23 protein-coding genes are annotated in these 24283 nt (G+C 69.5%); 10 read left to right on the top strand and 13 right to left on the bottom strand.

The annotated features are described in order from the left end of the window. Window positions 1-42: 42 nt before the first annotated feature. Both VB080_RS10490 and VB080_RS10485 read left to right on the top strand, forming a co-directional pair. Window positions 43-579 carry an RNA polymerase sigma factor gene (locus tag VB080_RS10490; RefSeq protein ID WP_323418391.1) on the top strand — a complete coding sequence of 179 codons (537 nt, stop codon included), beginning with the start codon at window positions 43-45 and terminating at the stop codon, window positions 577-579. Continuing rightward, the gene (locus VB080_RS10485) at window positions 572-2128 is read left to right on the top strand and encodes a hypothetical protein (RefSeq protein ID WP_323418390.1); all 1557 of its coding nucleotides are present in this window, start codon (window positions 572-574) and stop codon (window positions 2126-2128) included. The genes VB080_RS10490 and VB080_RS10485 overlap by 8 nt, the downstream gene beginning before the upstream one ends. Window positions 2129-2270: 142 nt before the next feature. Here the strand turns inward: VB080_RS10485 and VB080_RS10480 are convergent, their stop codons facing one another. Continuing rightward, window positions 2271-3647: an FAD-binding oxidoreductase gene (locus tag VB080_RS10480; protein WP_323418389.1), complete on the bottom strand. Its 1377-nt coding sequence runs from the start codon at window positions 3645-3647 to the stop codon at window positions 2271-2273. Between the two features lie 157 nt (window positions 3648-3804). Between VB080_RS10480 and VB080_RS10475 the strand changes: the two genes are divergently transcribed. Beyond that, window positions 3805-4935 carry a helix-turn-helix transcriptional regulator gene (locus VB080_RS10475; RefSeq protein WP_323418388.1) on the top strand — a complete coding sequence of 377 codons (1131 nt, stop codon included), beginning with the start codon at window positions 3805-3807 and terminating at the stop codon, window positions 4933-4935. A gap of 141 nt (window positions 4936-5076) precedes the next feature. Here the strand turns inward: VB080_RS10475 and VB080_RS10470 are convergent, their stop codons facing one another. The 8 genes from VB080_RS10470 to VB080_RS10435 all read right to left on the bottom strand — a co-directional run bounded on the left by VB080_RS10470 (window position 5077) and on the right by VB080_RS10435 (window position 11659). Next, window positions 5077-5361, bottom strand: coding sequence for a DUF4342 domain-containing protein (locus tag VB080_RS10470; RefSeq protein ID WP_323418427.1), 285 nt, complete (start codon window positions 5359-5361; stop codon window positions 5077-5079). 342 nt (window positions 5362-5703) lie between these two features. Beyond that, complete coding sequence (gene dapB / locus VB080_RS10465; protein ID WP_323418387.1) at window positions 5704-6441, bottom strand: 4-hydroxy-tetrahydrodipicolinate reductase; 738 nt, start codon at window positions 6439-6441, stop codon at window positions 5704-5706. 43 nt (window positions 6442-6484) lie between these two features. Then, window positions 6485-7087, bottom strand: a complete 603-nt coding sequence (locus VB080_RS10460; RefSeq protein WP_323418386.1) for an antibiotic biosynthesis monooxygenase family protein — start codon at window positions 7085-7087, stop codon at window positions 6485-6487. Window positions 7088-7124: 37 nt separating this feature from the next. After that, entirely contained in the window at window positions 7125-8057 is a 933-nt protein-coding gene (locus VB080_RS10455; RefSeq protein ID WP_323418385.1) for an Ldh family oxidoreductase, read from the bottom strand. A gap of 7 nt (window positions 8058-8064) precedes the next feature. Continuing rightward, entirely contained in the window at window positions 8065-8757 is a 693-nt protein-coding gene (locus VB080_RS10450; protein ID WP_323418384.1) for a methionine ABC transporter permease, read from the bottom strand. Then, entirely contained in the window at window positions 8750-9730 is a 981-nt protein-coding gene (locus tag VB080_RS10445) for a methionine ABC transporter ATP-binding protein (protein ID WP_323418383.1), read from the bottom strand. Before VB080_RS10445 ends, VB080_RS10450 begins: the two co-directional genes overlap by 8 nt. 29 nt (window positions 9731-9759) lie before the next feature. Beyond that, window positions 9760-10647 carry a MetQ/NlpA family ABC transporter substrate-binding protein gene (locus VB080_RS10440; RefSeq protein WP_323418382.1) on the bottom strand — a complete coding sequence of 296 codons (888 nt, stop codon included), beginning with the start codon at window positions 10645-10647 and terminating at the stop codon, window positions 9760-9762. Window positions 10648-10966: 319 nt separating this feature from the next. Beyond that, window positions 10967-11659 carry a GntR family transcriptional regulator gene (locus VB080_RS10435; protein WP_323418381.1) on the bottom strand — a complete coding sequence of 231 codons (693 nt, stop codon included), beginning with the start codon at window positions 11657-11659 and terminating at the stop codon, window positions 10967-10969. 224 nt (window positions 11660-11883) lie between these two features. On the opposite strand from VB080_RS10435, the gene VB080_RS10430 reads away from it, so the two are divergent. After that, complete coding sequence (locus VB080_RS10430) at window positions 11884-12759, top strand: DUF1684 domain-containing protein (protein WP_323418380.1); 876 nt, start codon at window positions 11884-11886, stop codon at window positions 12757-12759. Window positions 12760-12818: 59 nt separating this feature from the next. Here the strand turns inward: VB080_RS10430 and VB080_RS10425 are convergent, their stop codons facing one another. Together VB080_RS10425 and VB080_RS10420 are read right to left on the bottom strand one after the other, a co-directional pair. Further along, a complete protein-coding gene (locus VB080_RS10425) occupies window positions 12819-13784 on the bottom strand; it encodes an FKBP-type peptidyl-prolyl cis-trans isomerase (protein WP_323418379.1) in 966 nt (321 codons plus the stop codon). 187 nt (window positions 13785-13971) lie between these two features. Then, the gene (locus tag VB080_RS10420; RefSeq protein WP_323418378.1) at window positions 13972-15120 is read right to left on the bottom strand and encodes an ROK family transcriptional regulator; all 1149 of its coding nucleotides are present in this window, start codon (window positions 15118-15120) and stop codon (window positions 13972-13974) included. Between the two features lie 103 nt (window positions 15121-15223). Here VB080_RS10420 and VB080_RS10415 point away from each other — a divergent pair, with 103 nt between their 5' ends. The 6 genes from VB080_RS10415 to VB080_RS10390 are packed head-to-tail and all read left to right on the top strand — an operon-like array spanning window position 15224 to window position 22429. After that, window positions 15224-16564: an ABC transporter substrate-binding protein gene (locus VB080_RS10415; protein ID WP_323418377.1), complete on the top strand. Its 1341-nt coding sequence runs from the start codon at window positions 15224-15226 to the stop codon at window positions 16562-16564. 9 nt (window positions 16565-16573) lie between these two features. After that, window positions 16574-17464, top strand: coding sequence for a sugar ABC transporter permease (locus tag VB080_RS10410; RefSeq protein ID WP_323418376.1), 891 nt, complete (start codon window positions 16574-16576; stop codon window positions 17462-17464). Further along, the gene (locus VB080_RS10405) at window positions 17461-18312 is read left to right on the top strand and encodes a carbohydrate ABC transporter permease (RefSeq protein WP_323418375.1); all 852 of its coding nucleotides are present in this window, start codon (window positions 17461-17463) and stop codon (window positions 18310-18312) included. Before VB080_RS10410 ends, VB080_RS10405 begins: the two co-directional genes overlap by 4 nt. A 24-nt stretch (window positions 18313-18336) precedes the next feature. Next, on the top strand, window positions 18337-19407 hold the full coding sequence (locus VB080_RS10400) for an ABC transporter ATP-binding protein (protein WP_323418374.1): 1071 nt from the start codon (window positions 18337-18339) through the stop codon (window positions 19405-19407). After that, window positions 19392-20735, top strand: a complete 1344-nt coding sequence (gene ggh / locus VB080_RS10395; protein WP_323418373.1) for a glucosylglycerate hydrolase — start codon at window positions 19392-19394, stop codon at window positions 20733-20735. The genes VB080_RS10400 and ggh overlap by 16 nt, the downstream gene beginning before the upstream one ends. Beyond that, window positions 20732-22429: a sugar phosphorylase gene (locus tag VB080_RS10390; RefSeq protein WP_323418372.1), complete on the top strand. Its 1698-nt coding sequence runs from the start codon at window positions 20732-20734 to the stop codon at window positions 22427-22429. Before ggh ends, VB080_RS10390 begins: the two co-directional genes overlap by 4 nt. A 28-nt stretch (window positions 22430-22457) precedes the next feature. Here the strand turns inward: VB080_RS10390 and VB080_RS10385 are convergent, their stop codons facing one another. Further along, complete coding sequence (locus VB080_RS10385; RefSeq protein WP_323418371.1) at window positions 22458-23201, bottom strand: hypothetical protein; 744 nt, start codon at window positions 23199-23201, stop codon at window positions 22458-22460. Further along, window positions 23198-24283, bottom strand: a 1086-nt coding sequence (locus VB080_RS10380; RefSeq protein ID WP_323418370.1) for a substrate-binding domain-containing protein, incomplete at its 5' end; no start/stop codon positions are given. The genes VB080_RS10385 and VB080_RS10380, both read right to left, overlap by 4 nt.

Below are 24283 nucleotides of genomic sequence, written 5' to 3'. Positions count from 1 at the left end.
AATTCCCTGCAACGAAGTCGGCGGCTGGTGAATCGTTAGGGTATGAGCAGCGATGCGGTGGCACGGTGGGCGAGTGGGGAGGCTGCGTCCACGCCCGATTTCGAGGACTACGTGACCACCCGGCAGGACGTGCTGGTGCGGACGGCCTGCCTGGTCGTGCGGGACTGGGCCGAGGCTCAGGACGCCGTCCAGGATGCCCTAGTGAGCCTGTGGCCGCGCTGGCACGTCATCCCGGCGGAACGGCTGGACGCCTACGTCCACCGGACGGTGGTGAACGCCTGCCTGATGCGACTGCGTGGCCGCCGCCGGCTGAGCCCGGTGGCAGAACCGACCAGCCTGCCGCAGGCGACCACCGCGACCGATCCCGCCGAGCAGTGGGTGCTGGCCGACCAGGCCTGGCGGTTGTGTGGCGAACTGCCGCCAGTGCAGCGCGCGGCGGTGGTGCTGCGGTTCTACCGCGACCTCAGTTTCGCCGAGGTCGCCGCCGCCCTGGACTGCCCGGAGGCGACCGCCCGGTCCCACGTCCATCGCGCGATCGCGGCGCTGCGGAAACGGTACGAGGAGGATCGCGATGCCTGATTTCGAGGATGCCTTCCGGCAGGGACTGGGCCGGATCGACACCCTGCCGTCCCCGCTGCCACCGCTGGACGCCAGCACCCTGGCCGCCCGCGCGGCGGCTGCCCACGCAAGCCCGCGGCGGCACCGTCCACCGCTGCAGCGCCTGCTGGTCGCGGCAGCGGCGGTCACCCTGGTCGCCGGGACGGCGGCCGGCAGCTGGCTGACCTGGGGCCGGACCCAGGATCCGGTGCCCGCCAGACCGGCGCCGTCGGTGACGGTGACCGCGGCGCAGCTGGACGTCGGCCCGCTCACCCGCACCCCCAGCGCCCATCAGGTACTGGTGGACGACCCTGCGCTGATCCATCACGAGATCGCCGGCGAGGGCGAGGTGCCGGGCGGGTTCTTCGTCGGTGGCGACACGGTCACGGTGGACGACTCCCGGGCCGACCGCCTGGCGGTGTACCACGGCGGCGAGGTGGTCGACAGCGTCACCGTCCCGCCCGACGTGGAGTTCAGCCAGTTCGCGCTGTGGGACGACACCTGGTACCTGGTCGGTGAGACGCTGCGTGCCTTCATCCGGCAGGGCGACGCGCTGGTCGAGACCAGCCCGCCGCGGGAGATCGTCGAGGCCGGCCGGTTCGACAGCCTGCTGGTCGAGGGCGACAACCTGGTCGCCCAACGGCCGGACGGCGAGCGCTTCCTGGTCGTCGGCCCCGGCCCGCTCGCCCCGGCGCCGCGGCTCACCCTGACCGACGACGGCTTCACCGTGGCGGACGGCGCCGTCGACGCGCGGATCCGGGTCGGCGGGGAACCGAGCGGCATCGTCCCGCTGGGCCGCGACGCCGACCACGTCTGGTACCTCGGCTACGACAGCCAGCAGGGCGAACTGACCGGACTGCGCAACCAGGGCTTCGTCTACGAGTTCGCCACCGACGGCCGGCTGACCGCCAGCTACACCCTCGACCCGCGCACCACCGGGGTGCAGATCGCCAACGGCCGGGTCTACGCGCTGCTGGTCGTCCGGGATGTCGCCCACCCGGCGAAGGACACCGTCCAGGTCTGGGAACTGGAACCCAACCCGACCGACGCCCGCCCGGACGCGGACCCGGCCGACGACTGCGAACTGACCCTGATCGGCGTCGACCCGATCGCCTGCACCCAGCCCGCGGTCACCGAACAGCCGATCAAGCCGTTGTCGACCGATCCGGGCTTCTACGTCCTGTCGGCCGCGGACGGGAGGATCCGCTGCGATGTCGACGGCAGGCGCAACGCGGCGGCCTGCGCGACCAGCTACGACCTCGAACCGGTCGATCCCAGCGAGTGCGCCACCGGCAGCTTCGACCAGAACTACGTGGAACTGTCGCAGCAGGACGGCACCTGGCTGGGCGGGCAGGGAGGCTGCGGTGGTCGGTTGAAGGCCGAGTCAGGGCAGCCGCCCGTCCTGCCGGTCGATGCGGTGCTGATCACCGGCGAGCTGGCGGTTTTTGCCAACGCCGACGGCATCACGGTGTGGAACCACGGCAGCGGCAGCGGCTTCATGATCAGCGGTGAGCGGGTGCACTCCTGGTAGTGCTGAGCCGATGCCAGGACTGTGATCCTGCTTCTCGCGAGCCCTTCCGCTGCTGGCTGGGGCGGCGTGTCAGCGCGTGTCAGCGGCGTCAGGTGAGGGTCCTGGCCGTGCCCCCCCGGATGGCCAGGACCCCCACATCCGCTCAGTCGAGCGGATGGTTCGCCAGGAATGTTCCCGACGGGTCGTACTGCGCGCGGATCGCCCGCAGCCGGGCCAGGGTGGTGGGGCCGAAGAAGGACGCGGCCTCGGCCGGCTCCTCGGTGAAGGTGGGCAGCAGCCGTCCGTCCGACCAGGGACGCAGGGCGGCAGCCGCCCGGGCGGCGTCGGCTCGGCCGCGGGCGCCCAGCTCGGGGGTAGCTGCCACGGCGACGAGATGGACTCCGTAGCCGGCGTCGAGCCGGTTGAGCGCGCCGCCTGCCGGGTCGGGACGATCGAGCGCCCCACCGAGATGCCGGACCTCCGCTGCCAGCAGGGTGGTGCCGGAGTCGGCGCCTGCCGCGGTCACCAGGGCGTCGGCAGCGAAGGCGTCGAAGTCGGTCAGGGTCAGATGGTCGCCGACCGAGGGGGTGGGGCCCTCCGGGTCGAGGTGGAGCCGGGTCAGCCCGGCGGCTGGCATCGGGCCGAAAGTGTCCAGCTCCGGTTGCAGGGCGCGCAGCGGGGCGAGCAGGGCCGCCGCCTGCTCCGGGTCGGTCAGGATTGCCCCGTCAATCACCACGAGTTGCCGTCCGCGGATGAACTCGGGCACCTCCGGCATCGGCGGGACGCTCAGCAGTCGCAGCGCGGTCGTCGCCTCGTCGGCCAGGCCGTGCGTCCACTCCGCCCAGGCCCGGCAGACCAGGCCCGCCCGGGCCACGTCCCACAGCATCATCCCGGCGTACACCTGGCTCACCGGGAGCAGTTTCAGCTCCAGGGCGGTGACCACGCCGAAGTTGCCACCGCCACCGCGCAGCGCCCAGAACAGGTTGGGATGGCGGTCGGCGTCGGCCCGGACCAGCGTCCCGTCCGCCAGCACCACCTCGGCTGCCACCACCTGGTTGCAGGCCAGCCCGTGTTTACGGGCGTACCAGGACAGGCCACCACCCAGTGTGTAGCCGGCCACCGCGACGTCCGGCGCGCTGCCGTGCAGGGCCGCAAGACCGTGGGCGGCAGCCGCCTCGACCACTTCCTGCCACAGCGTTGCGCCGACCACCCGGGCGGTCTGCCGGACGGGGTCGATGGTGACGCCGGTCAACTCGGCCAGCCGCAGCAGGACGACATCCCCCAGTCGTCCTCCCAGCGCGATGGCGCCGTGACCGGTGCTCTGCGGCAGTACCCGCAGCCCGGCGCGGGCAGCCGCCTTGACCACCTCGATGACGTGCTCGACGCTGCCTGGCACGGCCACCGCTGCCGGGCGCTGGTCGACGGCCACATTCCAGGGAGTGCGGGCGGCGTCGTAGCCCGGGTCGCCGGGCAGGAAGACGTTGCCGTCGCACAGGCCGCGCAAGGCCTCGGCGTTCGAGGCCAGGGTTGTTTCGGTCATTGAGACTCCTTCAGATTCGTTGGCCCCAATCTGCCCGCGCGGCTCGTCCCGCACGATCCCTGGGTGCCGGGGAGTTCCTGCCCCCGGCCGGAAGGGTGGTAGGACTTCCCAGCTTTGTGGGATAGGCCTGGGCGGCTGGTGCGGGCACACTCATCGTGTGGGGAAGGCTCTTGCCGCAGAACGCGTGCGTCGTGACGTGGAGGTGCTGGCGCGCGCCGGACTGGACTTCGAGAGCTTCGTTGAGGAGTCGATGGCCTCGCTGTCGCGGGCGATCCCGTTCGACGCCGTGTGCGTGGGGACGATGGATCCCAGTTCCGGCCTGCTCACCGGCACCCACAAGCTGGGCAGCCTGCGCGGGGTGGACGAGCACGACCACGAGTGGGGTCTGATCGAGTACGACACCCCCGAACCGACCGCGTTCGCCGGTCTCGCCGGCCAGGGTGTGCGCGCTGCCGGGATCCAGGCCGGGACGGTGGCCGCGCCGTCCTCCTCACCGCGGCTGTCGCAGTTCATGACACCCCGGTTCGGTTTCACCGATGAACTGCGCACGATCTGCATCGATGATCGTGGTCAGGGCTGGGTCGGGATAGCGATGTTCCGCTCCGGGAAAGGCGGCGGCTTCGATGCCGACGAGGTGAGCTATCTGGCCTCGCTCAGCAACAGCTTCGCCCTCGGGGTGCGCAGCGGGCTGCTGGCCGGCGCTGCCGTCGCTCAGCCCACCGTCGACCTCGGCCCGCTGGTGATGATCGTCGACGCGACCGGTCAGGTGGCGAGCTCGTCGCTGGGTACCCAGGAGAGGCTCGTGGCACTGGCAGGCGGCACCTCGATCACCGCGGTCTCCGGGCTGATCGGCTCGCTGGTGGGAGCTGCCCGGCGATACGCCCGCGGCGAGACCAAGATGGCACCGCGAGCCAGGATCCGGGCCGCCGGTGGGGTGTGGCTGGTGCTGCACGCCGCCCCCATGGTCGGTCCGGACGGCGCCGTCGGGGACGTGGTGGTGACCATCGAGGAGGCGCGGCCGCCGGAGATCGTCCCGCTGGTGGTGGCCACTTTTGGGCTGACCGCCCGGGAGCGCGACATCACCCAGCTGGTGCTGCAGGGGCTGGACACCAAGGACATCGCCGGGCAGTTGTACCTGTCCAGCTACACCGTGCAGGACCATCTGAAGTCGGTCTTCGAGAAGGCCGGCGTCCGCAGCCGCCGCGAGCTGATCGCCCGGGTTTACTTCGACCAGTACGTCCCCCGGATGGACACCGCGCTGGACTCCTCCGGCTGGCTGCCGGCCTGAACGCTGGTTCGACGGCTCCGTCGAACCGCCTCCCCGCCCACGCCGACGCACGCGGTGAGGGGTGATGGGACCAGGCCTGTCGCTCAGGTTGGGATGTTCCTTCGCACGAGTGATGTAAGTCGGGGCAGGCGCGTGGCCGACTCAGCGCTGGGAGTAGCCGCTGTCCGGTTTCGGTGGGCGCTCCACCACGATGGTCACCTTGCTCACGATGGCGGCGATCGCGCCGACGCCCAGCAGCAGGGGTGCCACCAGCGCGGTGACCGCCCCGACCGTGATCCCGGCGTTGAGCGGGATCTCGACCAGGGTCTTGCCTTCGCGCTTGAGCGTGATCCGGCGGACGTTGCCCTCGTGGATCAACTCCATCACCTTGCTGATCACGTTGTTGACCGTGACCTCGAACTCTTCGGTATTGCCGTTCTGGGTCATCTCACTCACTCCGGGATCCTCGGCCAGCCGCTCTGGCCGCGCTCCCCATTCTGGCTCAGCGAGCCGTGGTTCCGAACCGGGCCGGACCCTGACTCGTCCCGGTGACTCGCCCCTGGGAGGGTTGCGATCCCGGTCGATCGTCCGTCGACGAAGGTCACAACGCCAGGGGAGGATCTGAGCTTTCAATAATGCGGATTATTTGCCGGGCCCGACGCCAATCTGCTTTTCCTGAAGGCGAGGCACAAGTTGTGGAACCTCTACCTGGAGCCGATCGTCCACCTGTGCTGCCGGCTGGCGACATGGCCGAACCCGACTGCCGAGCAGGTTGGCGAGTACGTCGTGCTACTGCCCCAGCAGTGAGTCGAGGCCGACGGTGAGCCCGGGCAGGCGACCGACCGCGCGGACCGCGGTGAGTACGCCGGGCATGAATGAGGCCCGGTCGAGGGAGTCGTGCCGGATGGTCAGGACCTCCCCCGGTGCGCCGAAAAGCGTCTCCTGGTGGGCGACCAGGCCGCGCAGCCGGACGCTGTGGACGTGGATCCCGTCGACCGCCGCACCGCGGCCGCCGTCCGGATCGGCGGTGGTGGCGTCCGGCACCGGGCCGAGACCGGTGACAGCCCGCCCCAGGGCGATCCGTTCCGCGGTTGCCCGTGCGGTGCCCGAGGGTGCGTCCACCTTGCCCGGATGGTGCAGTTCGATGACCTCGGCAGACTCGTAGAAGCGGGCAGCCTGCTCGGCGAAGCGCATCATCAGCACCGCGCCGATCGAGAAGCTGGGCGCGATCACCACTCCGGTGGGGCGGGCCCGTGCAGCGAGTTCGCGCACGCGGTCGAGCCGGTCCGGGGTGAAGCCGCTGGTACCCACGACGGTATGGATGCCCCGATCCAGACACCAGGCGATGTTGTCGATCACTGCGTCGGGCGTGGTGAAGTCGACGACGACCTCGGCTGCCTCGGCCGCATCGCGCGCCCCGGTTCTGCCCACGGCGGCGACCAGGTCCAGATCGGCGGCCGCCTCGACGGCCCGGCAGACTTCGGTGCCCATCCGTCCGCTCGCCCCGAACACTCCCACCCGCATCACAGGTCTCCTGCTCTCCTCGTCTGAACCCTCACTCTGGGAGCGGTCACCCCAGAGGCCGCAGGTCGTCGCGGCCGACCTTGGTGGTGAACGCGCGCAGTGGCACCGACACCTGCTCCTCGTGCTCGGCGCTGGCGACGAAGCGGTCAGCAACCTCCTTCGACTCCCAGTGCAGGATGATCACGAAGGATGACTCGGCCTCCGACACGGCCGCCTCCACCTCCCGCAGACCGCGCTGGGACCGGAAGAACGGTGCGAGGTGCTCGTGCCAGAGGCGTTCGAGTTCCGGTAGGCGGGACAGGTCGTTGATCCGGGTGCGGACGATCCGGACCTCGGCCACATCTGGTGTCCGCCTCCAGAGCACCTCGGCACCGTCGCGTTCGGTGATGGCGACCCCAAGATCGGCGAAGACCTGGTTGAGGACGGCGTGGTCAGGACCGTGGTAGAAGCGCTCGAAGTCTTCCTTCTCCCGCCAGGTTGTAACGGAGCGGCGCACTCCGGGGGTCTCCAGCGAGACCAGCTGCTGAGCACCGACGAAGCCGGGCTGCCTGGTGATCGCGGTGCCGACCGCCGAGTCCCAGGCGGTGGTGAGCTGCTTGTCGACCGCAGGGTCGTAGCGGAAGGACGTGTAGCGGGAGTAGAGGGGCATGGTTTCTCCTGTCGGACGGGTTCGGCTGGATGGGTTGTCAGGCGAGGTGAGCGAGCTGTTCCAGATGGGTCCACGCATTGCGATCGACGCTGAGCCGGTCGGGCCAGGGCAGTCGGCGGCCCGGACGGTACCCGCCTGCGTCGACGATCCGCCGGACGAGTTCGTCCCCCAGACCGGCAGCGCCGACGGTGGGTTCGATGACCAGCAGGACGCCGCCCCGCGGAGCGGTGTCGGCATCGCTGAGCTGGCCGGTGGCGGCGGCGGTGAGCGCCTCGATGGCGATCCCGAGGCTGGTGCCGAGCAGGCCTCCGCGCGGGGTGATGGCGACCGCCTGCGTGGCGTCAGTGGTCGACGCGCCGCTGGCGTCCACCAGCGCGCCGGCGGGGACGTCGGCCCGCCCGGCACTGGCGTCGTGCCAGTGCGCGGCGGTGATCGCCGACGTTGCGGTGTCCACCACCAGGGGCTCTGCTCCGGTCGGGACTGCTACGGCGAACGGATTGGTGCCCAGGACGGCGCGGTGCCCTCCCAGCGGCGTCACGAACGACGGGGAGGACATGGTCAGGAGGCCGATCGCTCCGGCTTGGGCGACGGCAGCGACGAACGGTGCAAGCCGTCCGAACTTTCCGATGGCCAGCAGCCGGACCAGGCTGGTGCCGTGGGCCGCCGCCTGTTGCCGCGCGGGCTCGAGCGCCGCGGCGACGGCGGTGGGAGCGAACCGGCCGCTGAGGTCCAGCCGGCCCGACGCTGCCGTGTCCGGTTCGGCCGGACGGAGCCGCTGGGCAAGCTCGTCGCGTGCGGCGGGGAGTTCGGCCAGCAGCGTGAGCCCGAAGCGGGATTGTCCGCGCACCTCGGCGTCCACCAGGGCATGGGCGACCAGCGAGGCTGCGGCCGGGCCGGCAGGTGCCAGTGCCGCGAGGAGCGCGGCGAGCAGGTCGGCAGGGGTGAGCGTCGTCGAAGCAGGGAGTGTCATCAGGCGCTCAATCCTTGCGAAGTCTCACGGCCAGGGCATCGCCGGAGAGCTGGATGGTCTGTGCGATCACGACCAGGATCGCCACACAGATGAGCATCATGGTGCCGTCGAAGCGGTTGTAGCCGTAGGACAACGCCAGATAGCCCAGCCCGCCCGCGCCGACCGCACCCGCGATGGCAGTGCCGTCGACAATATTGATCAGCCCGATGGTCGTGTTGCTGACCAGGCCGGGGAGTGCCTCAGGGAGCTGTACCTTGCGAATCAGCTGCCACCGGGTGCCGCCGGAGGCGAAACCCGCCTCGATCACGTCCCGGGGGACCTCCCGCAGGCTGCTCTCCACCAGGCGGGTGAAGGTGGGGATGCAGGCCAGGGTCAGCGGGACGATGGCGCCGGGGACACCGAGAGAGGTGCCGACAATCAGCCGGCTGAGCGGGATCACCGCTGCCATCAGGATCAGGAAGGGAATCGACCTGCCCACGTTGACGATCACCGACAGCACCTGGTGGGTCGGCTTGTGCGGGAACAGGCCGTGGCGGCCGGTATTGGCCAGGACCAGGGCCAGCGGCAAGCCGAACAGGAGGGTGATCGGGAAGACAATGCCCACCATGGCCAACGTCGCGCCGAGCGCGGGCAGCACGAGCGCCACGTAGTCCGCCAGGGAGCGATCCAGCTCCAGCAGCGGGAAGCCGATCTCAGGCATCGACGGCCTCCAACTCGTGGATCTGCAGGCCGAAACCGTCGGCAGCGCGGGCGAGTTCCTCGGGCCCGGCTGTGTTGGCGACGATCATGTAGCCGACCGCCTCGCCCTTGAGTTCCTCGATCGTGGCGCCGAGCACCTGCAACGGTTCGGGCAGGCGCTGCGACAGCCGCGCCACCCAGTCCAGTGGAACGTTCTGTCTGGCGTAGTGGATCCGGTAGTTGTGGCGATCGGTGGCTACCAGGTGAGGACGAGCGGGGAACAGGTTCCCCCGCACCTTCGAGTCCTGCAGCACGAGGTCGCGGATCGCGCCGCGTTCGACGATCCGACCGTCTGCCAGCAGCAGCACGTCGTCGGCGATCTCGCGGGCAGCGTCCATCTCGTGGGTGATCAGGATGATGGTCAGGCCGAGTTCGGCGCGAAGGTCACGGAGCAGTTGGAGGACAGAGGCCCGGTTCGCGTGGTCGAGCCCCGTGGTGGCCTCGTCGGCGAGCAGGACGGAGGGAAGCAGTGCCAATGCCCGGGCAATGCCCACCCGCTGTTTCTGGCCTCCGGACAACTCCCCGGGGTAGGCAGCACCGCGTCCGTCCAGCCCGACGAGGGCGAGCAGTTCGTTGGCCCGGGCCTGGGCGTCCGCCTTTTTCCAACCGGCGAACTCCAGCGGCAGCATGACGTTGCGTTGCGCGGTCCGCCGGCGCTGCAGGCTGGAGCCCTGGAAGATCGTCCCGATGGTGCGGCGCTTTTCGACGGTCTGGGTGGCCGGATCAGCACCGGCGATGCTGATCCGGCCACTTGTCGGTTTGACCAGGGAGTTGATGCATCGGGCGAGGGTGCTCTTCCCCGAGCCGCTGGGCCCGACGATGGCGGTGATCGTCGCCTTCTCGAGTTCGAAGGAGACCCCGTCGAGAGCGGTGATCCGATCTTCTCCCTCGCCATAGTGCTTGACCAGGTCGTCGACCTTCACCATCGTCGTCATCGTCTTGCTCCCTCGCCGTTCCAGTTCGCTCAGCGCACGCCTGCGATGACGTCCCCGAAGGTCTGGTCGATGTAGTCGTCGAGCTTGTGATCCTCGATGGTGTCGCGGAGTTTGGCGAAGTCCTCGCCCTGCGCATTCTCGGTGCGGGTGACGAGGACGATCGCCAGGTAGTCCGGCTGCGGGGCGCGCACCAGTTCGACCTCCCGTCCGACACCGGCTGCCCTCAGGTAGGTGGACTGGACGACGCTGAAGTCGACGTCGTCCAGGCTGCGGGCGAGCTGTTGACCTGCCACCTTGACGAACTGGAGGTTGTGCGGGTTGTCGGTCACATCCTCGATGGTCGAGGTGCCCTGCTCGACGTCTGCCAGCGCGATCAGGCCCTGGTCGGCGAGGAACTCCACGCTCTTGGCCTCGTTGGACGGATCGTCGGGGATGCTGACCGTCGCCCCGCTGGGGATGTCGTCCAGCGAGGTGTGCTTGCGCGAGGAGATGGTCAGGATCGAGCTGTACACCGGAGAGGACGAGGCCAGTTGCCAGTCTGGCTGCTCGGCCAGCACCGACTGCAGGTACGGGTCGTGGATGGCGATGTGGCCGTCGAGTTCGCCGGCGTTGACGGCTTCGTTGAGGTGGCGGCTGTCCTCCAGTTGCACCAATTCGATGGAGATACCGTGCTCGGGGGCCAGCTTCTCGGACAGGTAGGTCACGACCGCGGCCTCCGTCGGGTTGTCAGCGCCGACGCCGATCTTGAAGTTCGTCTTCTCGCTGGTGGAGGAGGCGGTGTCGGTCGAGGTGGAGGTCGTCTGGTTCTGCGGGTTCGCGGCAGCTGTCGAACCGCAGGCCGCGAGAGTGCCCAGAGCTAGCACACTGGCGGTGGCGACCGCATAGCGAACTCCGGTGTGGAGAGTCTTGTCGTTCATGGTGTTCCTCAAGTCGTGAAATCGGTACGGGTTCGGCGGTCGACCAGTCGGTGGACAGGGCTCCGCCGTCCAAGGGTGGGGAAACGGCTGAACCGGAGGTTCCGGTCCTCCGGGCGCGAGGCAGGGTCTGGTTCAGGCCCTCACAGGGCCTGGCGCACCACGGAGGTGCACCTGACAAGCAGCGGTCAGCAGGGGTTACCGGCGGAACATCGACATCGGCTGCCTGCGCGACTGGCGTCGGACGCAGGACGCCAGTGGGATCCAGCGGCAGCGCCGCGTGGGTCGGGGAGACACTCCCGGAGCCTGGAATCGAGGAGCATCACGAGCGTCGTCCCCCCCGGGACTCGTCAGCAACACGGGTGTCGAACAACGCCTGAGTGCTGGTGGCCAGGTCGATCAGGAGCCCTCGGCCGCGCTGGATGTGAGCAAGTTCGATCGCGGCGGCCGCGTCGGCATCACGCTCGCGGAAGGCCTGCAGCAGCCGGTGGTGGTCGCTCAATGGCTTTTCCGAGGCCATCGGCGCCTTGCCGCACAACCGCATGATGCGCTCCATGTCCTCAAGGGTGTGCTCGGTGATCTCGTGCAGGCGTGGATTGTGCGACAGCTTGGCCACCCGGCAGTGGAAGAGCTGGGAGGCCGACAGGATCGACTTCACGTCGGCGGCGCCGGCGTAGCCGTTCTCCGCGATCGCCTCGAGCTCGTCGATCTCGGCCGGAGTCGCCCGCAGCGCGGCCAGCCGGCTCGCCATCGGGCTTACCGCCTCGCGCACGTCGAGGATGTCGACCAGATCCTTCATCGACACCCGCGAAACCCGGCAGCCGGCTCGCGGGTGGACGTCCACCAGCCCATCGTGATCAAGGCGGCGCAGGGCGTCGCGGACCGGGGTACGCGAGGACTTGAACTCCTTGGCGTACGCCTCAATGTCGATCTCGGCGCCCGGCGAGAGTTCGGCGAAGACGATCCGGCGCCGGAGCTCGCTGTAGATGGTGTCACTGGCCAGGGAAGCGGTCATGCCTTCACCCGCCAGGCGCCGCGCCCGGGGGGACGTCCGCCATGGTCGACCATGGGCGTTCCCCTTCCGAACAGGCGTGGTGACATGTGCAAGATCCTAAGATGACGTACTAAAGGCTGTCAACTGATGCATCAGTGATGGATGTCATGTACGTTAGGCGAGAAAGCCAGCCCGGTCCGTCCCATGGCAGGGCATCCACCCACAGCAGGCGAAAGGAAGTTCCGATGGGAGAAGTGACACCCGAGTACGAGGCGGAGTGGAAGAAGTGGCACGCGGACCGGATCAGCGCGCTGACCGCGCCGCACGGCTGGATCGCCATGGCCAGCCAGGACTGGTTCACTGACGGTGAGCCGCTGCAGGTCGAGGGGATCCCCGGGGCGTTTCAGCTGGACGGGGACGTGATCACCTATCTCCCGGGGGCCGACGACACCATCGAGATCGACGGCGTGCCGGTCACCGAACCGACGGTGATCCCCCACGGCTTCAAGTACTCGCTGGTCAAGGCCCTCTACCAGGGCAAGAAGGTCGAGACGATCAAGCGGACCGACTACGACGGGAGCGACATCTACGGAGTGCGGGTCCGCGACCCGAAGGAGGCCGAACGACGCAGTTTCGACGACCTGCCGACGTTCCCCCTCGACACCCGCTGGGTGGTTCCGGGCCGGTTCTCCCGATCCGCCGACGAGCACCTCCAGGTTGAGACCATCGAGAAGGGCGTCAAGGAGGAACGACACGTCATCGGCACCGTCACCTTCGCCCTCGACGGCCGGGAGTACACCCTCGAGGTGAACGGACGGCCGAACGACGACACCGGCGTGCTGGAGGGCAGCGTCCACTTCACCGACCAGACCAGCGGCAACGAGACCTACGGCAATGGTCGGCTGGTTCCGATTCCCGACATCGAGGCCGATGCGGACACGATCGTCGACTTCAACAAGGCGCACTCCTTCCCGTGCGCATTCACGAACTACGTCACCTGCCCGCTGGCGCCGGCCCGGAATCGTCTGGATGTGGCGATCGCAGCCGGCGAGAAGAAGCCCGCGACGAGGATCGAGCGGATCCAGACCTTCCTGAAGGAGTCCGAACCAGCGGCGGTCTAGAGCGCGTACCAGGTCGTGGCCTTCGCCTGCTCGTGACAGCTCGGAACGCAGACGGGTGGCTACTGAGCGGCGGGGATGGCGGCCAGCAGATCGATCACGATCGCCTCGGCGGGGGTTTCGGTCTCCTCGTCCGCCGGGTAGATCAGCAGCAGGCGCGAGCCGACCCGCTTGCCCACGGTCGCCTCGCCGCCACCGCCATCGATCTGCTGGTAGGAGGCCGACCAGCTGGACGAGGTCTCCTCGCCCCAGTAGCCGCCCACCACGTGGTAGAGCAACGAGTCGGTCTCGGTTACGACCGCCCCGGTGCCCTCGGCGAGCACGATGGCCTGCTCCTCGGTCGGCGCGACGGCGTCCGCGGCAAAGGTCAGGGTGGGCTCGGTGCCGAGGTCACCGGTCACCGTGACGCCGTCCGGCAGCGTGGCCTGGGTCGGGGTGGCGGACGTCAACGCCTCCGTGGTGACGGTGATGGTGGTGAGGATGTCGACCACGAAGACCAGCGTCGAGCCGGCCGGAATGGAGTCGCTCTCCTCGTCGCCGTAGCCGTAGTCCGGCGGGACCACCACCAGGACGCGGTCGCCGACGTGCGTGCCGGCCAGCCCGTACTTCCAGCCGTCCACCACCTGGTCCAGCGAGAAGCCGACCGGTTCGCCGTTCTCGTAGGAGGAGTCGAACTGGCTGCCGTCGGTCCACAGGAAGCCCGCGTAGTTCACCTGGACGTAGTCGCCGGCCGTGACCTGGGTGCCGTCCCCGCTGGTCAGGGTCTTCACCGTGATGACCGTGGGCGGATCGGCGGCGACCGTTTCCATCGTGGGCAGGCCTTCCTCGTCGAAGCTGATCGTGGGCAGCTCTCCGGACGGAGCCCGATCGACCTCGGGGGCCTCTGTCGCCGCGTCGGCACTGGCGCCGGGATCGGTGCTGGCCTGGGACGACGCCTGGCTCGAGGTGTCGGGCACTGCCGTGCTGGTGCAGGCGGTGAGGACGAGGGCCAGACCGAGGACGGCGGCCGGAACGGCTTTGATGGTCATGTCAGACGAGGAACTCTCTGCAGGCGTGCGGCGGCCTGCATCGGGGCACAGACGGCAACGCCGGCCGGACCGGGGCCAGCCGGGGGAACGCTGCCGACATTCACCGTAGCGCGGCAGCTTGTGCGCAACCTGTGGGAGGTGGTGCACAAGCCGGCCATGCACCTCCGAGGAGATCGGCAGGCGTTCGTCACTCGTCCAGCATGGCGTCGACCCGGGTCGGGCTGAACGCCGTATCGGTGACGAGGCGGGCCAGCCCGACGCTGCTGCGCTGGTGGTCGAGCAGCCGGACGGAGGCGTGCTCGTGGATGCGGGAGGCGGAGAACTCCCGAATGGTCGTCTGGATCGTCTCGAAGACGCCCGGGGTGCTGCCGAGGGTGCCCCCGATGCCGATCACCGCCGGGTTCAGTGCATGGGCAAGTCCGGCCAGCGTCCGGCCGAGCAGGGCGGCCGCGCTCGTGACGAGTTCGACGACCTGGGGATCACCGGCCTGGTAGAGCCGGCGGAGGTCCTCCGCGGTGGCGATGTCGTCCCGGGCGGCATCGCGGACCAGGGAACGTCCGGCAGCGGTCGCGGCGAGGCAGCCGCGTGCCCCGCAGGTGCACACCGCGCCACCATTGGTCACCCGCATGTGGCCGATGTCGCCGGCCGACCCGGTTGAGCCTCGCATGATCGCCGGGCCGGTCATGATGCCGGCCCCGATGCCGGTGGAGAACTTGACCGCGAGCAGCACGTCGTCGTCCCCCAGTTCCACCCCGTCGGGGAGGGTACCGAGCGCCAGGGCGCGGGCGTCGTTCTCCAGGCAGACCAGGGTGTCGAAGCGGCGCCGCAGATCGTCGAGCATCGGGTAGTCGGCGTCCGGCAGGGCAACGGATCGCCAGCGGATGCCGGTGTGGGTCTGGACGGGGGCGGGGATCGCCACGCCCACCCCGATCAACTGGTCGTCGAAGCCGTCGAGCAGTTCGTGGCCAATGTCGGACAGGCTGGCCACCACGTCGGCGATCCCACTGCTGGCCGCGGTCTGCACGCGCCGCTCGGCCAACGGCACCCCCTCGGTGCTGCACACCGAGACCCGCGCGAGATGATGGCCGAGGTCGAGGGCCAGGACGACGCGGTCGGCGGCGTCGAAGGTGAGCATGCTCGCCGGGCGGCCACCGGTGGGCGAGCCGGAGCGGGACTCCACCAGCAGACCGGCTCCGAGCAACTGATCGAGCCGGGTGTAGAGGGTGGACCGCGACATCCCGGTCTCCTGCAGCAGCGCCTGGCGGGTCAGTCCGCCGGCGGCCCGAATCCGGGCGAGCAGCAATCCGGGGCTGGCTACGGAAACCTTCGGTGGCATGCTGCCCCTCCTTTCTGGGCCCTGCCCAGACCTCTTGACAACCGTAGCGAGACGCGTATTGTTCGATTATCACACATTAGTGGGTACTCCGAGGGAGACGATGATGTCAGTTCCGTGGGACCTGGGAGGGCGTCAATCATCACGCCGCTCCTTCCTCAAGATGGGCGCCGGTGTGTCCATCGCCATTCCGCTCGCGTCCACGCTCGCCGGGTGCACTGGTGCCAGCACGACCGGTGGCTCCAGCTTCATGTTCCTGTCCACCCAGTTCACGCCGGTGGAGGAGAAACAGCGTTTCGAGAAGATCCTCGCCGACCGGGTGACCGACCCGAAGGTGTCCTTCAACTCCCTGGCCGTGGGCGACTTCACCACCCAGGTGCAGACCCTGGTCGGGTCGGGCAAGGCAGAGATCGGCCTGCTCGGTGCACTCCATGGCGATCTCGCCCCGCTGACCGACTACCTGGCTGACGTGGACGATCTGGTGCCCGCCGCTGCGGCGGCGGGAATCTCCGACGACATGCTCGCCCTGGGCAAGTTCGGCGGCACCACCCAGAAGTACATCCCGTGGATGCAGGCGTCCTATGTGGTCGCCGTCAACAAGAAGGCACTGGACTACCTGCCCGCCGGTGCCGACGTCAACCACCTGACCTACGACGACTACGTCGCGTGGGCTGAGGCGGGCAAGAAGGCCACCGGGAGCGCCATCTTCGGGTTCCCCGCCGGGCCGAAGGGCCTCTACCATCGCTGGGTCCAGGGCTACCTGCTGCCGTCCTTCACCGGTGCCCAGGTGACGCGCTTCACCTCCGACGATGCGATCGCCGCCTGGGAGTACATGCAGCGGCTGTGGAAGGCCATGAACCCCGCCTCCACCAACTACGACAACATGCAGGAACCACTCGCCCGTGGCGAGGTGCTGGTCGCCTGGGACCACGTCGCACGCTTGGTCGACGCCCCGAAGGAGAAGCCGGACGACTGGCTGATGGTGCCCTCCCCGACGGGCCCGAAGGGGCTGGGCTACATGTTGATCATCGCCGGGTTCGCAGTCCCGAAGGACGCCGACAAGGCACAGGCGACCACGGTGATCAACGCGCTGTCCACACCACAGGCCCAACTCGACGTGCTGCGGCAGAACGCCTTCTTCCCCGTGGTGAAGGCCGACCTGCCGAGCGACCTGCCCGCACCGATCTCGCTGGAGGCGGCCGCCGTCGCGGCCCAGGCGTCCTCCCCGGACGCGCTGCTCGCCCTGCCTCCGATCGGCCTGGGTGCCAAGGACGGCGAGATGTCGCAGGTGTTCAAGGACTGCTTCACCGCGATCTGCCTGCAGGGCCAGTCCCCGAAGTCGGTCGTGACTGCGCAGGCGGAGATCATGCAGAAGATCCTGGACGAGGCGAAGGTTCCGTGCTGGGCACCCGACCCGATCGGTGCCGGCGTCTGCGCCGTCGGCTGAGGCAGGGACGTGTCCGCACCGCCTCGGGAGAGCGAAGGGGCTGTCGTCGCGACGCGGCGTCAGCCCCGCTCGCCCGCGTTCTGGCTGATCCTGCCGTCCATCGTGTTCATGCTGTTCCTGTTCGGCTATCCGATGGTCGAGGGTGTCCGCACCGCCTTCACTGGTGACGCCGGATTCACCCTGGAACACGCCCAACGGATGGTGGAGGACCCGAAGTTCGGTGACGCGGTGCGCAACACGCTGCTGCTCATCGTGGCGGTGATCCCGTTGCAGTTCCTGCTCGCGCTGGTGATGGCGCTCGCGCTGCAGGCGCGGCCCAAGCTGAGCGGGGTGTACTTCTACCTGTGGGCGATCCCGCTCGCGGTCTCCGACCTGGCGGCCGGGCTGGTGTGGCTGTCGATCTTCGCCGATCGCGGTTACCTCAACTCCGTCTTCGTCATGGTCGGCCTGCAACCGGTGAGCTGGCTGAACTACGAGAGCCCGACGACGATGTTCGTCGCGGTCACGATCGCGGAGATCTGGCGGGCCACCTCCCTGGTGCTGGTGATCGTCGTCTCCGGCATGCAGGGCATCCCGAAGGACTACGGCGAAGCCGCAGCGGTCTTCGGAGCGACCTACTGGCAGCGGCTCTGGCAGGTGACCCTGCCGCTGCTGCGGCCCAGCCTGCAGGTGGCGTTGATCCTGCGGACGATCCTGGCCTTCCAGACCTTTGCGGTCGCCCAGGCGCTGACCGGCGAGGCCTTCCCGCTGCTGGTGGGGGAGACCTACCGGTGGTATTCGGTGCTGCACAACCCGCACGTGGCAGCGGTCTACGCCTTGGTGATCCTTGGTGTTTCGATGCTCACCGCGGTGATCTACCTGCGGCTGCTGCGCGACCAGACGACAGCGGAGGCGCGATGAGCCAGCCCACTCCCGTCCCGATCGACTACGCTCCGCTGCGCGCCCACAAACGGCGGCGGGCAGGGCTGCAGGTGCTCTGCGTCGCGATCAGCCTGTTCATGGCGATTCCGATCTACCTCATCGCGGTCGCGGCGTTCAGTTCCCGCGCCGGGCTCAACGTCTTCCCGCAGCCGCTGTGGCCGCAGTACTTCGACACCGAGACCATGGCGACCTTCCTGGCCTCGACCGGTGTCCTGGCCGGTTTCATCAACTCCCTGTACGTCGGCATCGGCACCCTGCTGGTCTCCACCCTGGTGGGTGCCCCGGCCGGCTACGCCCTGGCGAGGTTCGCCTTCCGCGGCAAGGACCCCTACCAGCTGTTCCTGCTGTTCACCCGGGCGCTGCCGATCGTCGTGCTCTCGGTGCCGCTGGCCTCGGTGTTCCTCACCGCCGGCATCTTCGACACCCCGCTGGCGGTGATCCTGCTGCACACCGCGCTGGCCTTGCCGACCACCATCCTGATCACCGCCAGCGTGTTCGTGTCAGTACCGGTGGACGCCGAGGAGGCTGCCCGGATCTTCGGCTGCAGCCCGGTCGGGGCCTTCGTCCGGGTCGTGCTGCCGCTGGCACTGCCCGGGATCGCAGCCGCGTCCATCTTCACCTTCGTCACCAGCTGGAACGAGGTGCTGGGCGCCACGATCCTGACTTTCACCCAGCGGACCATCCCCGCCCTCGTCCTCAGCTCGCTCTCGGACTCGCCGATGGCCTTCCGGTTCGCCGGAGGCTTCGTGCTCGTCCTGCCGGCCCTGCTGTTCATCGCCGTGATGCGCAAGTACCTGCTGAACATGTGGGGGACGACCATCAGATGACCACCACCTCACCGGAGACCCGCCATGGCTGACATCGTCATCGACAACCTCGTGAAGGTGTATCCCGGGAGCACCGAGCGGGCCAACGACTCCATCTCGATGCACATCGCCGACGGAGAGTTCATGGTGCTGCTCGGACCGTCCGGCTGCGGCAAGACGACCCTGCTGCGCCAGATTGCCGGGCTTGAACTGCCGACCTCAGGTGGCATCGCCGTGGGCGGGCGCGACATCACCTACCTGCCGGTCCACCAGCGCAACCTGTCGATGGTCTTCCAGTCCTACGCGGTGTTCCCGCACCGCCGGGTGCGGCACAACATCGCCTTCGGACTGAAGATGCGCAAGCTTCCCCAGGCCGAGATCGACCAGAAGGTGGCCTGGGCTGCCGACCTGTTGCAGCTGGGCCCCTACCTGGACCGGTTCCCCGCCCAGCTGTCGGGCGGGCAGCGGCAACGGGTGGCGGTGGCGCGCGCGATCGTGGTGGACGCCGACGTGCTGCTGATGGACGAGCCGCTGTCGAACCTGGACGCCCTGCTGCGGCTGTCCTTCCGCTCGGAACTGAAGCGGATCGTCGGGCAACTGGGTACCACCACCGTCTACGTCACCCACGACCAGTCCGAGGCGCTGTCGCTGGGCGACTCGGTGGCGGTGATGCGTGCCGGGAAGATCAGCCAGCTCGGTGGTCCGCTCGAGATCTACAACCATCCGGCCGACACTTTCGTGGGCGGCTTCATCGGCTCGCCGCCGATGAACTTCCTGGACGGCACGCTGACGCCCGGCGGGATCTCGATCGCCGGCCACCTGGTCGATGCGCCCCCGGGCGCACCGGGCCAGGGTGCGGTGCGGATCGGCATCCGTGCCGAGTCCCTGGTGGTGCACCCCGACCCCGCTGCGGGACGGGTGCCCGCCGAGGTGCTGGTGGTTGAGCCGCTGGGTGCCGCGACGCTGCTGACCGCACAGGTCGGACAGAGCCAGGTGAAGGTGCAGGTGCCGGCGGAGAGCACCGTCACCGCAGGACAGGCCATCCACCTGGAACTACCGCCGCGAGCGGTGCGCCTCTTCGACCCTGAAACAGGTCTGACGTGGACGCTGTCCTGAGCCAGGACGGTCTGCTGCAGGCTGCGGGCGCCGTGCTGCGGGCCAACGATCTGGGCCACATGATGAAAGCCGGACCCGCGCTCTACCCGCACCAGTGGTCCTGGGACGCCGCGTTCATCGCGATCGGGCTGGCCCAGCTCGACGTCAGCCGCGCGATCACCGAACTGCGGACGGTACTGGCCGCGCAGTGGTCCACCGGGATGCTGCCGCACATCGTCTTCTCCGACCAGACCGACTACTTCCCCGGCCCGGAGGCCTGGCGAACGGCCGACGCCCCGGCGCGGCCAGCCGGGATCCAGACCTCGGGCATCTGCCAGCCCCCGGTGCATGCGATCGCCGTCCGCAGTCTGCTGGACACCGCCCGGCGCGCCGGCGGAGCGGCGCAGGCCGAGGCCGAGGAGTTCGTCCGGGAGTCCATCGGACGACTGGCGTCCTGGCACGACTGGCTGAGCGGCAGCCGGGTGCTCGACCCGCACGGCCTGGTGGAGATCCACCACGGCTGGGAGTCGGGCATGGACAACTCCCCCCGGTTCGACTCCTGCTATGCGGCGGTCCACCCGCGGGTCCACTACGACCTGCCGCGCACCGATCTGCAGCACGCGGACGCGTCCGAGCGCCCCACCGACACCGAGTACCAGCGCTACTTGTGGCTGGTGAACCAGTTGGCCGACGTCCACTTTGACGATGCACTGGCCGCCCGCACCGTCGACTTCCGCTGCGGGGATGTCTTCCTGACCGCCGTCCTCGCCCTGGCTGCCGATGATCTGGCGGTGCTCGCCGACGACCTCGGCGACCGCGAGCGGGCGGAGGCCGAACGTGCCCGGGCAGACACCTGCCGGGCGGCGGTGGCCGCGAGCCTCGATCCGGACACCGGCCTGTGCCGCGACTACGACCTACGGGCGCAGGCCTGGATTCGTTCCGAGACCATCGCCGGGTTCTCCCTGCTGATCTGCGGCGGCCCGGACGCTCTGGTCACCCAGCAACGGCGACTGCTGCTGGGTGAACGCTGGATGGGTCACCGGAGTCTCCGGTTCCCGCTGCCGCCCAGCGTGACGCCGGAATCGCCCGACTACCGTCCACGTACCTACTGGCGGGGGCCGGTCTGGCCGATCATGAACTGGCTGCTGGCGCACGCCGCGCTGCTGCGGGGCGACCGGACGCTGGCCGACGCGCTCCGCGGACCCGGGCTGGAGCAATTGGCGGCGGACGGCCACTTCGCCGAGTACTACCAGCCGGCGACCGGTGAACCGCTCGGCTCGCCGCAGCAGTCCTGGACGGCGATGGCGGCGATCGACTGGCTCTGCGACCCCCGCTGGACCGTTCCGTGACCGCATCCGAGACCGACCTGCGGGCCAGGCTCGCCGAGCATCTGGAGTTCCTCTATCCCGGCCGTGGGGCCGAGCTTCTGCCGGCTTTCGTCTCCCTGGTGGAGAACTGGCGTCCGCCGCTGGCGGCGGTGGCGCGTCCCCTGACCGAGTTGTCGGCCGCCGACACCGTCCTGATCTGCTACGGCGACCAGCTGACCACCCCCGGCGAGCCTCCGCTGGCGACCCTCGGCCGGTTCCTGCAGCGGTTCGGGGGAGACTTCAGCGCGGTCCACCTGCTGCCCTTCTTTCCCTTCAGTTCCGACGACGGCTTCTCCGTCATCGACTACCGGACGGTCCGGCCGGACTGGGGCGACTGGGCCGACATTGACCGCCTGGGCGAACGCTTCGACCTGATGCTGGACGCGGTGGTGAACCACGTCTCGTCCCGGAGCCGGTGGTTCCAGGGGTTTCTCGCCGGCGAGCAGCCGTACTCCGGGTACTTCCTCACCCCGGATCCCGCCGCCGACCTCTCGACGGTGGTCCGCCCGCGCACCTCACCGCTGCTGACCGCATTCGACACCGTTCACGGCCGCCGCCAGGTCTGGACCACCTTCTCCGGCGACCAGATCGACCTCGACTACGGCAACCCCGAGGTACTGCTGGAGATGTCGGAGGTGCTGCTCGACTACGCACTGCGCGGCGCCCGCTTCCTGCGACTGGACGCCGTCACCTACCTGTGGAAACAGCCGGGGACGCCGTCGGTCCATCTGCCGCAGACCCACCGGGTGATCCAGTTCTGGCGCACCCTGTTCGACCTGGTGGCGCCCTGGGTGGTGATCATCACCGAGACCAACGTGCCGCACGCGGAGAACATCTCCTATGTCGGCGATGGCCAGGACGAGGCGCAGTTGGTGTACAACTTCGCGCTCCCGCCACTGGTACTGCACACCTTCGGCACCGGTGATTCCACGGCTCTGTCGCGCTGGGCGGCAGGTCTGGAACTCCCGGGGACAGGAACCGCCTTCCTCAACTTCCTGGCCTCGCACGATGGTATCGGGGTGCGGGGCGTTGAGGACATCCTGCGCCCGGACGAGGTGGACGCCCTGGTGGCACGGGTGCAGGCGCACGGCGGTCTGGTCGGCCAGATGACCGGTCCGGACGGCAGCAACCGGGTCTACGAGCTCAACGCGAACTACTACGACGCACTCAGTGACCCGGGTTCCGGCGAGCCGACGTCGCTGGTGGTCGCCCGCTTCCTGGCCGCACACGCGGTCATGCTGGCCCTGCCCGGGGTGCCGGCGCTGTACGTCCACAGCCTGCTCGGTTCCCGGGGGGACCCGGACGGGGCCGCTGCCAGCGGTCAGAACCGCTCCATCAACCGCGAGAAGTTCGACCTGGCCACGCTTGAGGCCGAACTCGCCGATCCGCAAGGCCGCCGCGCCCAGGTGGTCACCGGGCTGCGCCGGTTGTTGCGGGCCCGGGCGGACGAACCGGCGTTCGCGCCGGCGGCCGCGGGACGGGTACTCGACCTGGGAGCCGGGATCTTCGCCATCGAGCGATCCGGTCCGGCCGGACGGGTGCTCTGCCTGCAGAGCGTCGTCGATTCTCCGCAGTCGTTGCGCCTGCCCTGGCCCGGCACTGACCTGGTGACCGGACGAGATGTGGCCGGGGCTGTGGAACTCGACGGCTATGAGGTGGTCTGGCTCAAGGGTTGACCCGGTGGCCTGCCGGGCGTCAGCCGGTTCACCTGCTCGTCTCTCCGGCGGCGAGGTCAGTGAGCAGTGCCCGGAGGCTGGCGCGGATCTCCTCCGCCTGGGTGGCGGGTGTTGCCGTCGGAAGCTGTGCGCTGACGACCACCCAGACCCCGGCGACGAGTTCGCCCGCAGCCGCGACCGCGTCCAGTCCGTCGGCGATCATCACCCGATCGGGGGTGCGTGAGGTCAGGGCTGCCTGCTCGACCAGCGCCACGAAGGAGTCGTCGAGGCCTTCGTGGGCCAGGGAGTCGGCGAGCAGGTCGTGAAGGGCGCCGACCGGCATGCAGCGCAGCAGCTCTGCGCCCTCCACCGACTCCGTCAGGCTCAGACGCATGCCTGGGCGCGGGGTCTGCGGCAGCGGCCGGGTGCCGAGCCTGACATCGACACAGAGCAGCGCCGACCCGTTGGGCGCCAGCAGCAGAACGGTGTGACCGGCGAGCGCGGGATGGCGTTCGCAGGCGCGCCGGAAGCGGCGCAGAGCCGACGTCTGGCCGACCCAGCCGGCGGCGAACTGGTCGATCCGGGCGCCGAGATGGAAGCGTCCGGCGCCGTCCCGGGTCAGCAGGAGCTGTCCGGCCAGCGCTACCGTGACGTCGGACGTGGTCGACTTGGCCAGACCGACATTGCCAGCGATCGAACTCAGTGTCTGGCCGTCGGTGCGGGCGACCTCGTGGAGAATCGCCGCTGCTCGGGCGACCCCGGGCACCGCGGGGCGGCGGGTCGGCTCGGTCATGCCAGCCCCCACGGCTGGTAGGACGCCAGGTCGTCGGCGGTGATCAACCGGGTGGGCAGGGTGAGCGTGCGGCCAGCCGGGGCCGTCCCGTTGGCCAGGTTGAGTCCGGTGCGCACGGCGATCCGGGCCAGCCGATCCGGTTCCTGGGCGGCGGTGGCGATCAGCGGACCGCCGCTGGCGATCGCCGCGATCGCGGCCGCCGACCCGTCCACCGACACCACCTTCGGGGGTGAGGAGGTGGTTCCAACGATGTCGATCACGCCGAGCGCGGTCAGGTCGTTGATCGCGAACACACCGGCCACGTCCGGGGTGGACGCCAGGAATCGCCGCGCCGCCTCCCGTCCGGCGGCCCGGGAGTTGTCGCCCGGCTCGATACCGACCAGGTCCACGCCCGGCGACTCGGCGAGCGCGGTACGGAACCCCTCGATGCGGTCGGTGATGGCGGTGACGGGCGCGCCGCCCACGATCACGACCCGGCCCTGACCGCCCAGGCGGGCGGCGAGATGACGGGCGACCAGGGCGCCGGCCTGGGCGTTGTCGGTCACCACCGTCGCGTCGGCACCCGCGGTGGCGCCGTTCACCGAGACGATGGTGACGCCCCGTTCCCGGGCGTGGTCGAGCGCCTCCTCCAGCCCGTCGCTGGCCACCGGGTCGACGACCAGCAGTTCGACCCCGAGGCCGGTGAGCCGGACGATGTCCCGCGCCTGGTGCGCGACATCCTGGTCGGCAGCGAGCTGGTCGAACGCCGCCCCTGCCACCTGGGCCTCGGACCGCGCGGCGGCGAGTTCGGCGTCGAAGAAGGGGTTGGTCGAGTTCGGCACGCTCATCCCGATGTGCTGGACGGCGGTGCCACGCTGGCGCCGCGCGGCGGCAAGCTCCGCGACAGCAGGGCCGAGCCGGTAGCTGCCGTCCACGCCCCGGCTGAGCAAGCGCTCGGCGACCAGAGCTTGGCAGACGGCGAACACGGTCGACTTGGGCAGAGCCACCTGCCTGGTGAGTTCGGCCAGCTGCAGGGGACGGCCGTCCCGGGCGACCTGGTCGAGGATCGTCACCGCGCGGTCGACCGCGGGCACCCTGCTCTG

The organism is Propionicimonas sp. (assembly GCF_034927565.1).
GTDB lineage: Bacteria > Actinomycetota > Actinomycetes > Propionibacteriales > Propionibacteriaceae > Propionicimonas.
Note: the sequence above shows the minus strand (reverse complement) of the source record. Positions and strands in the feature narration are given on the sequence as shown.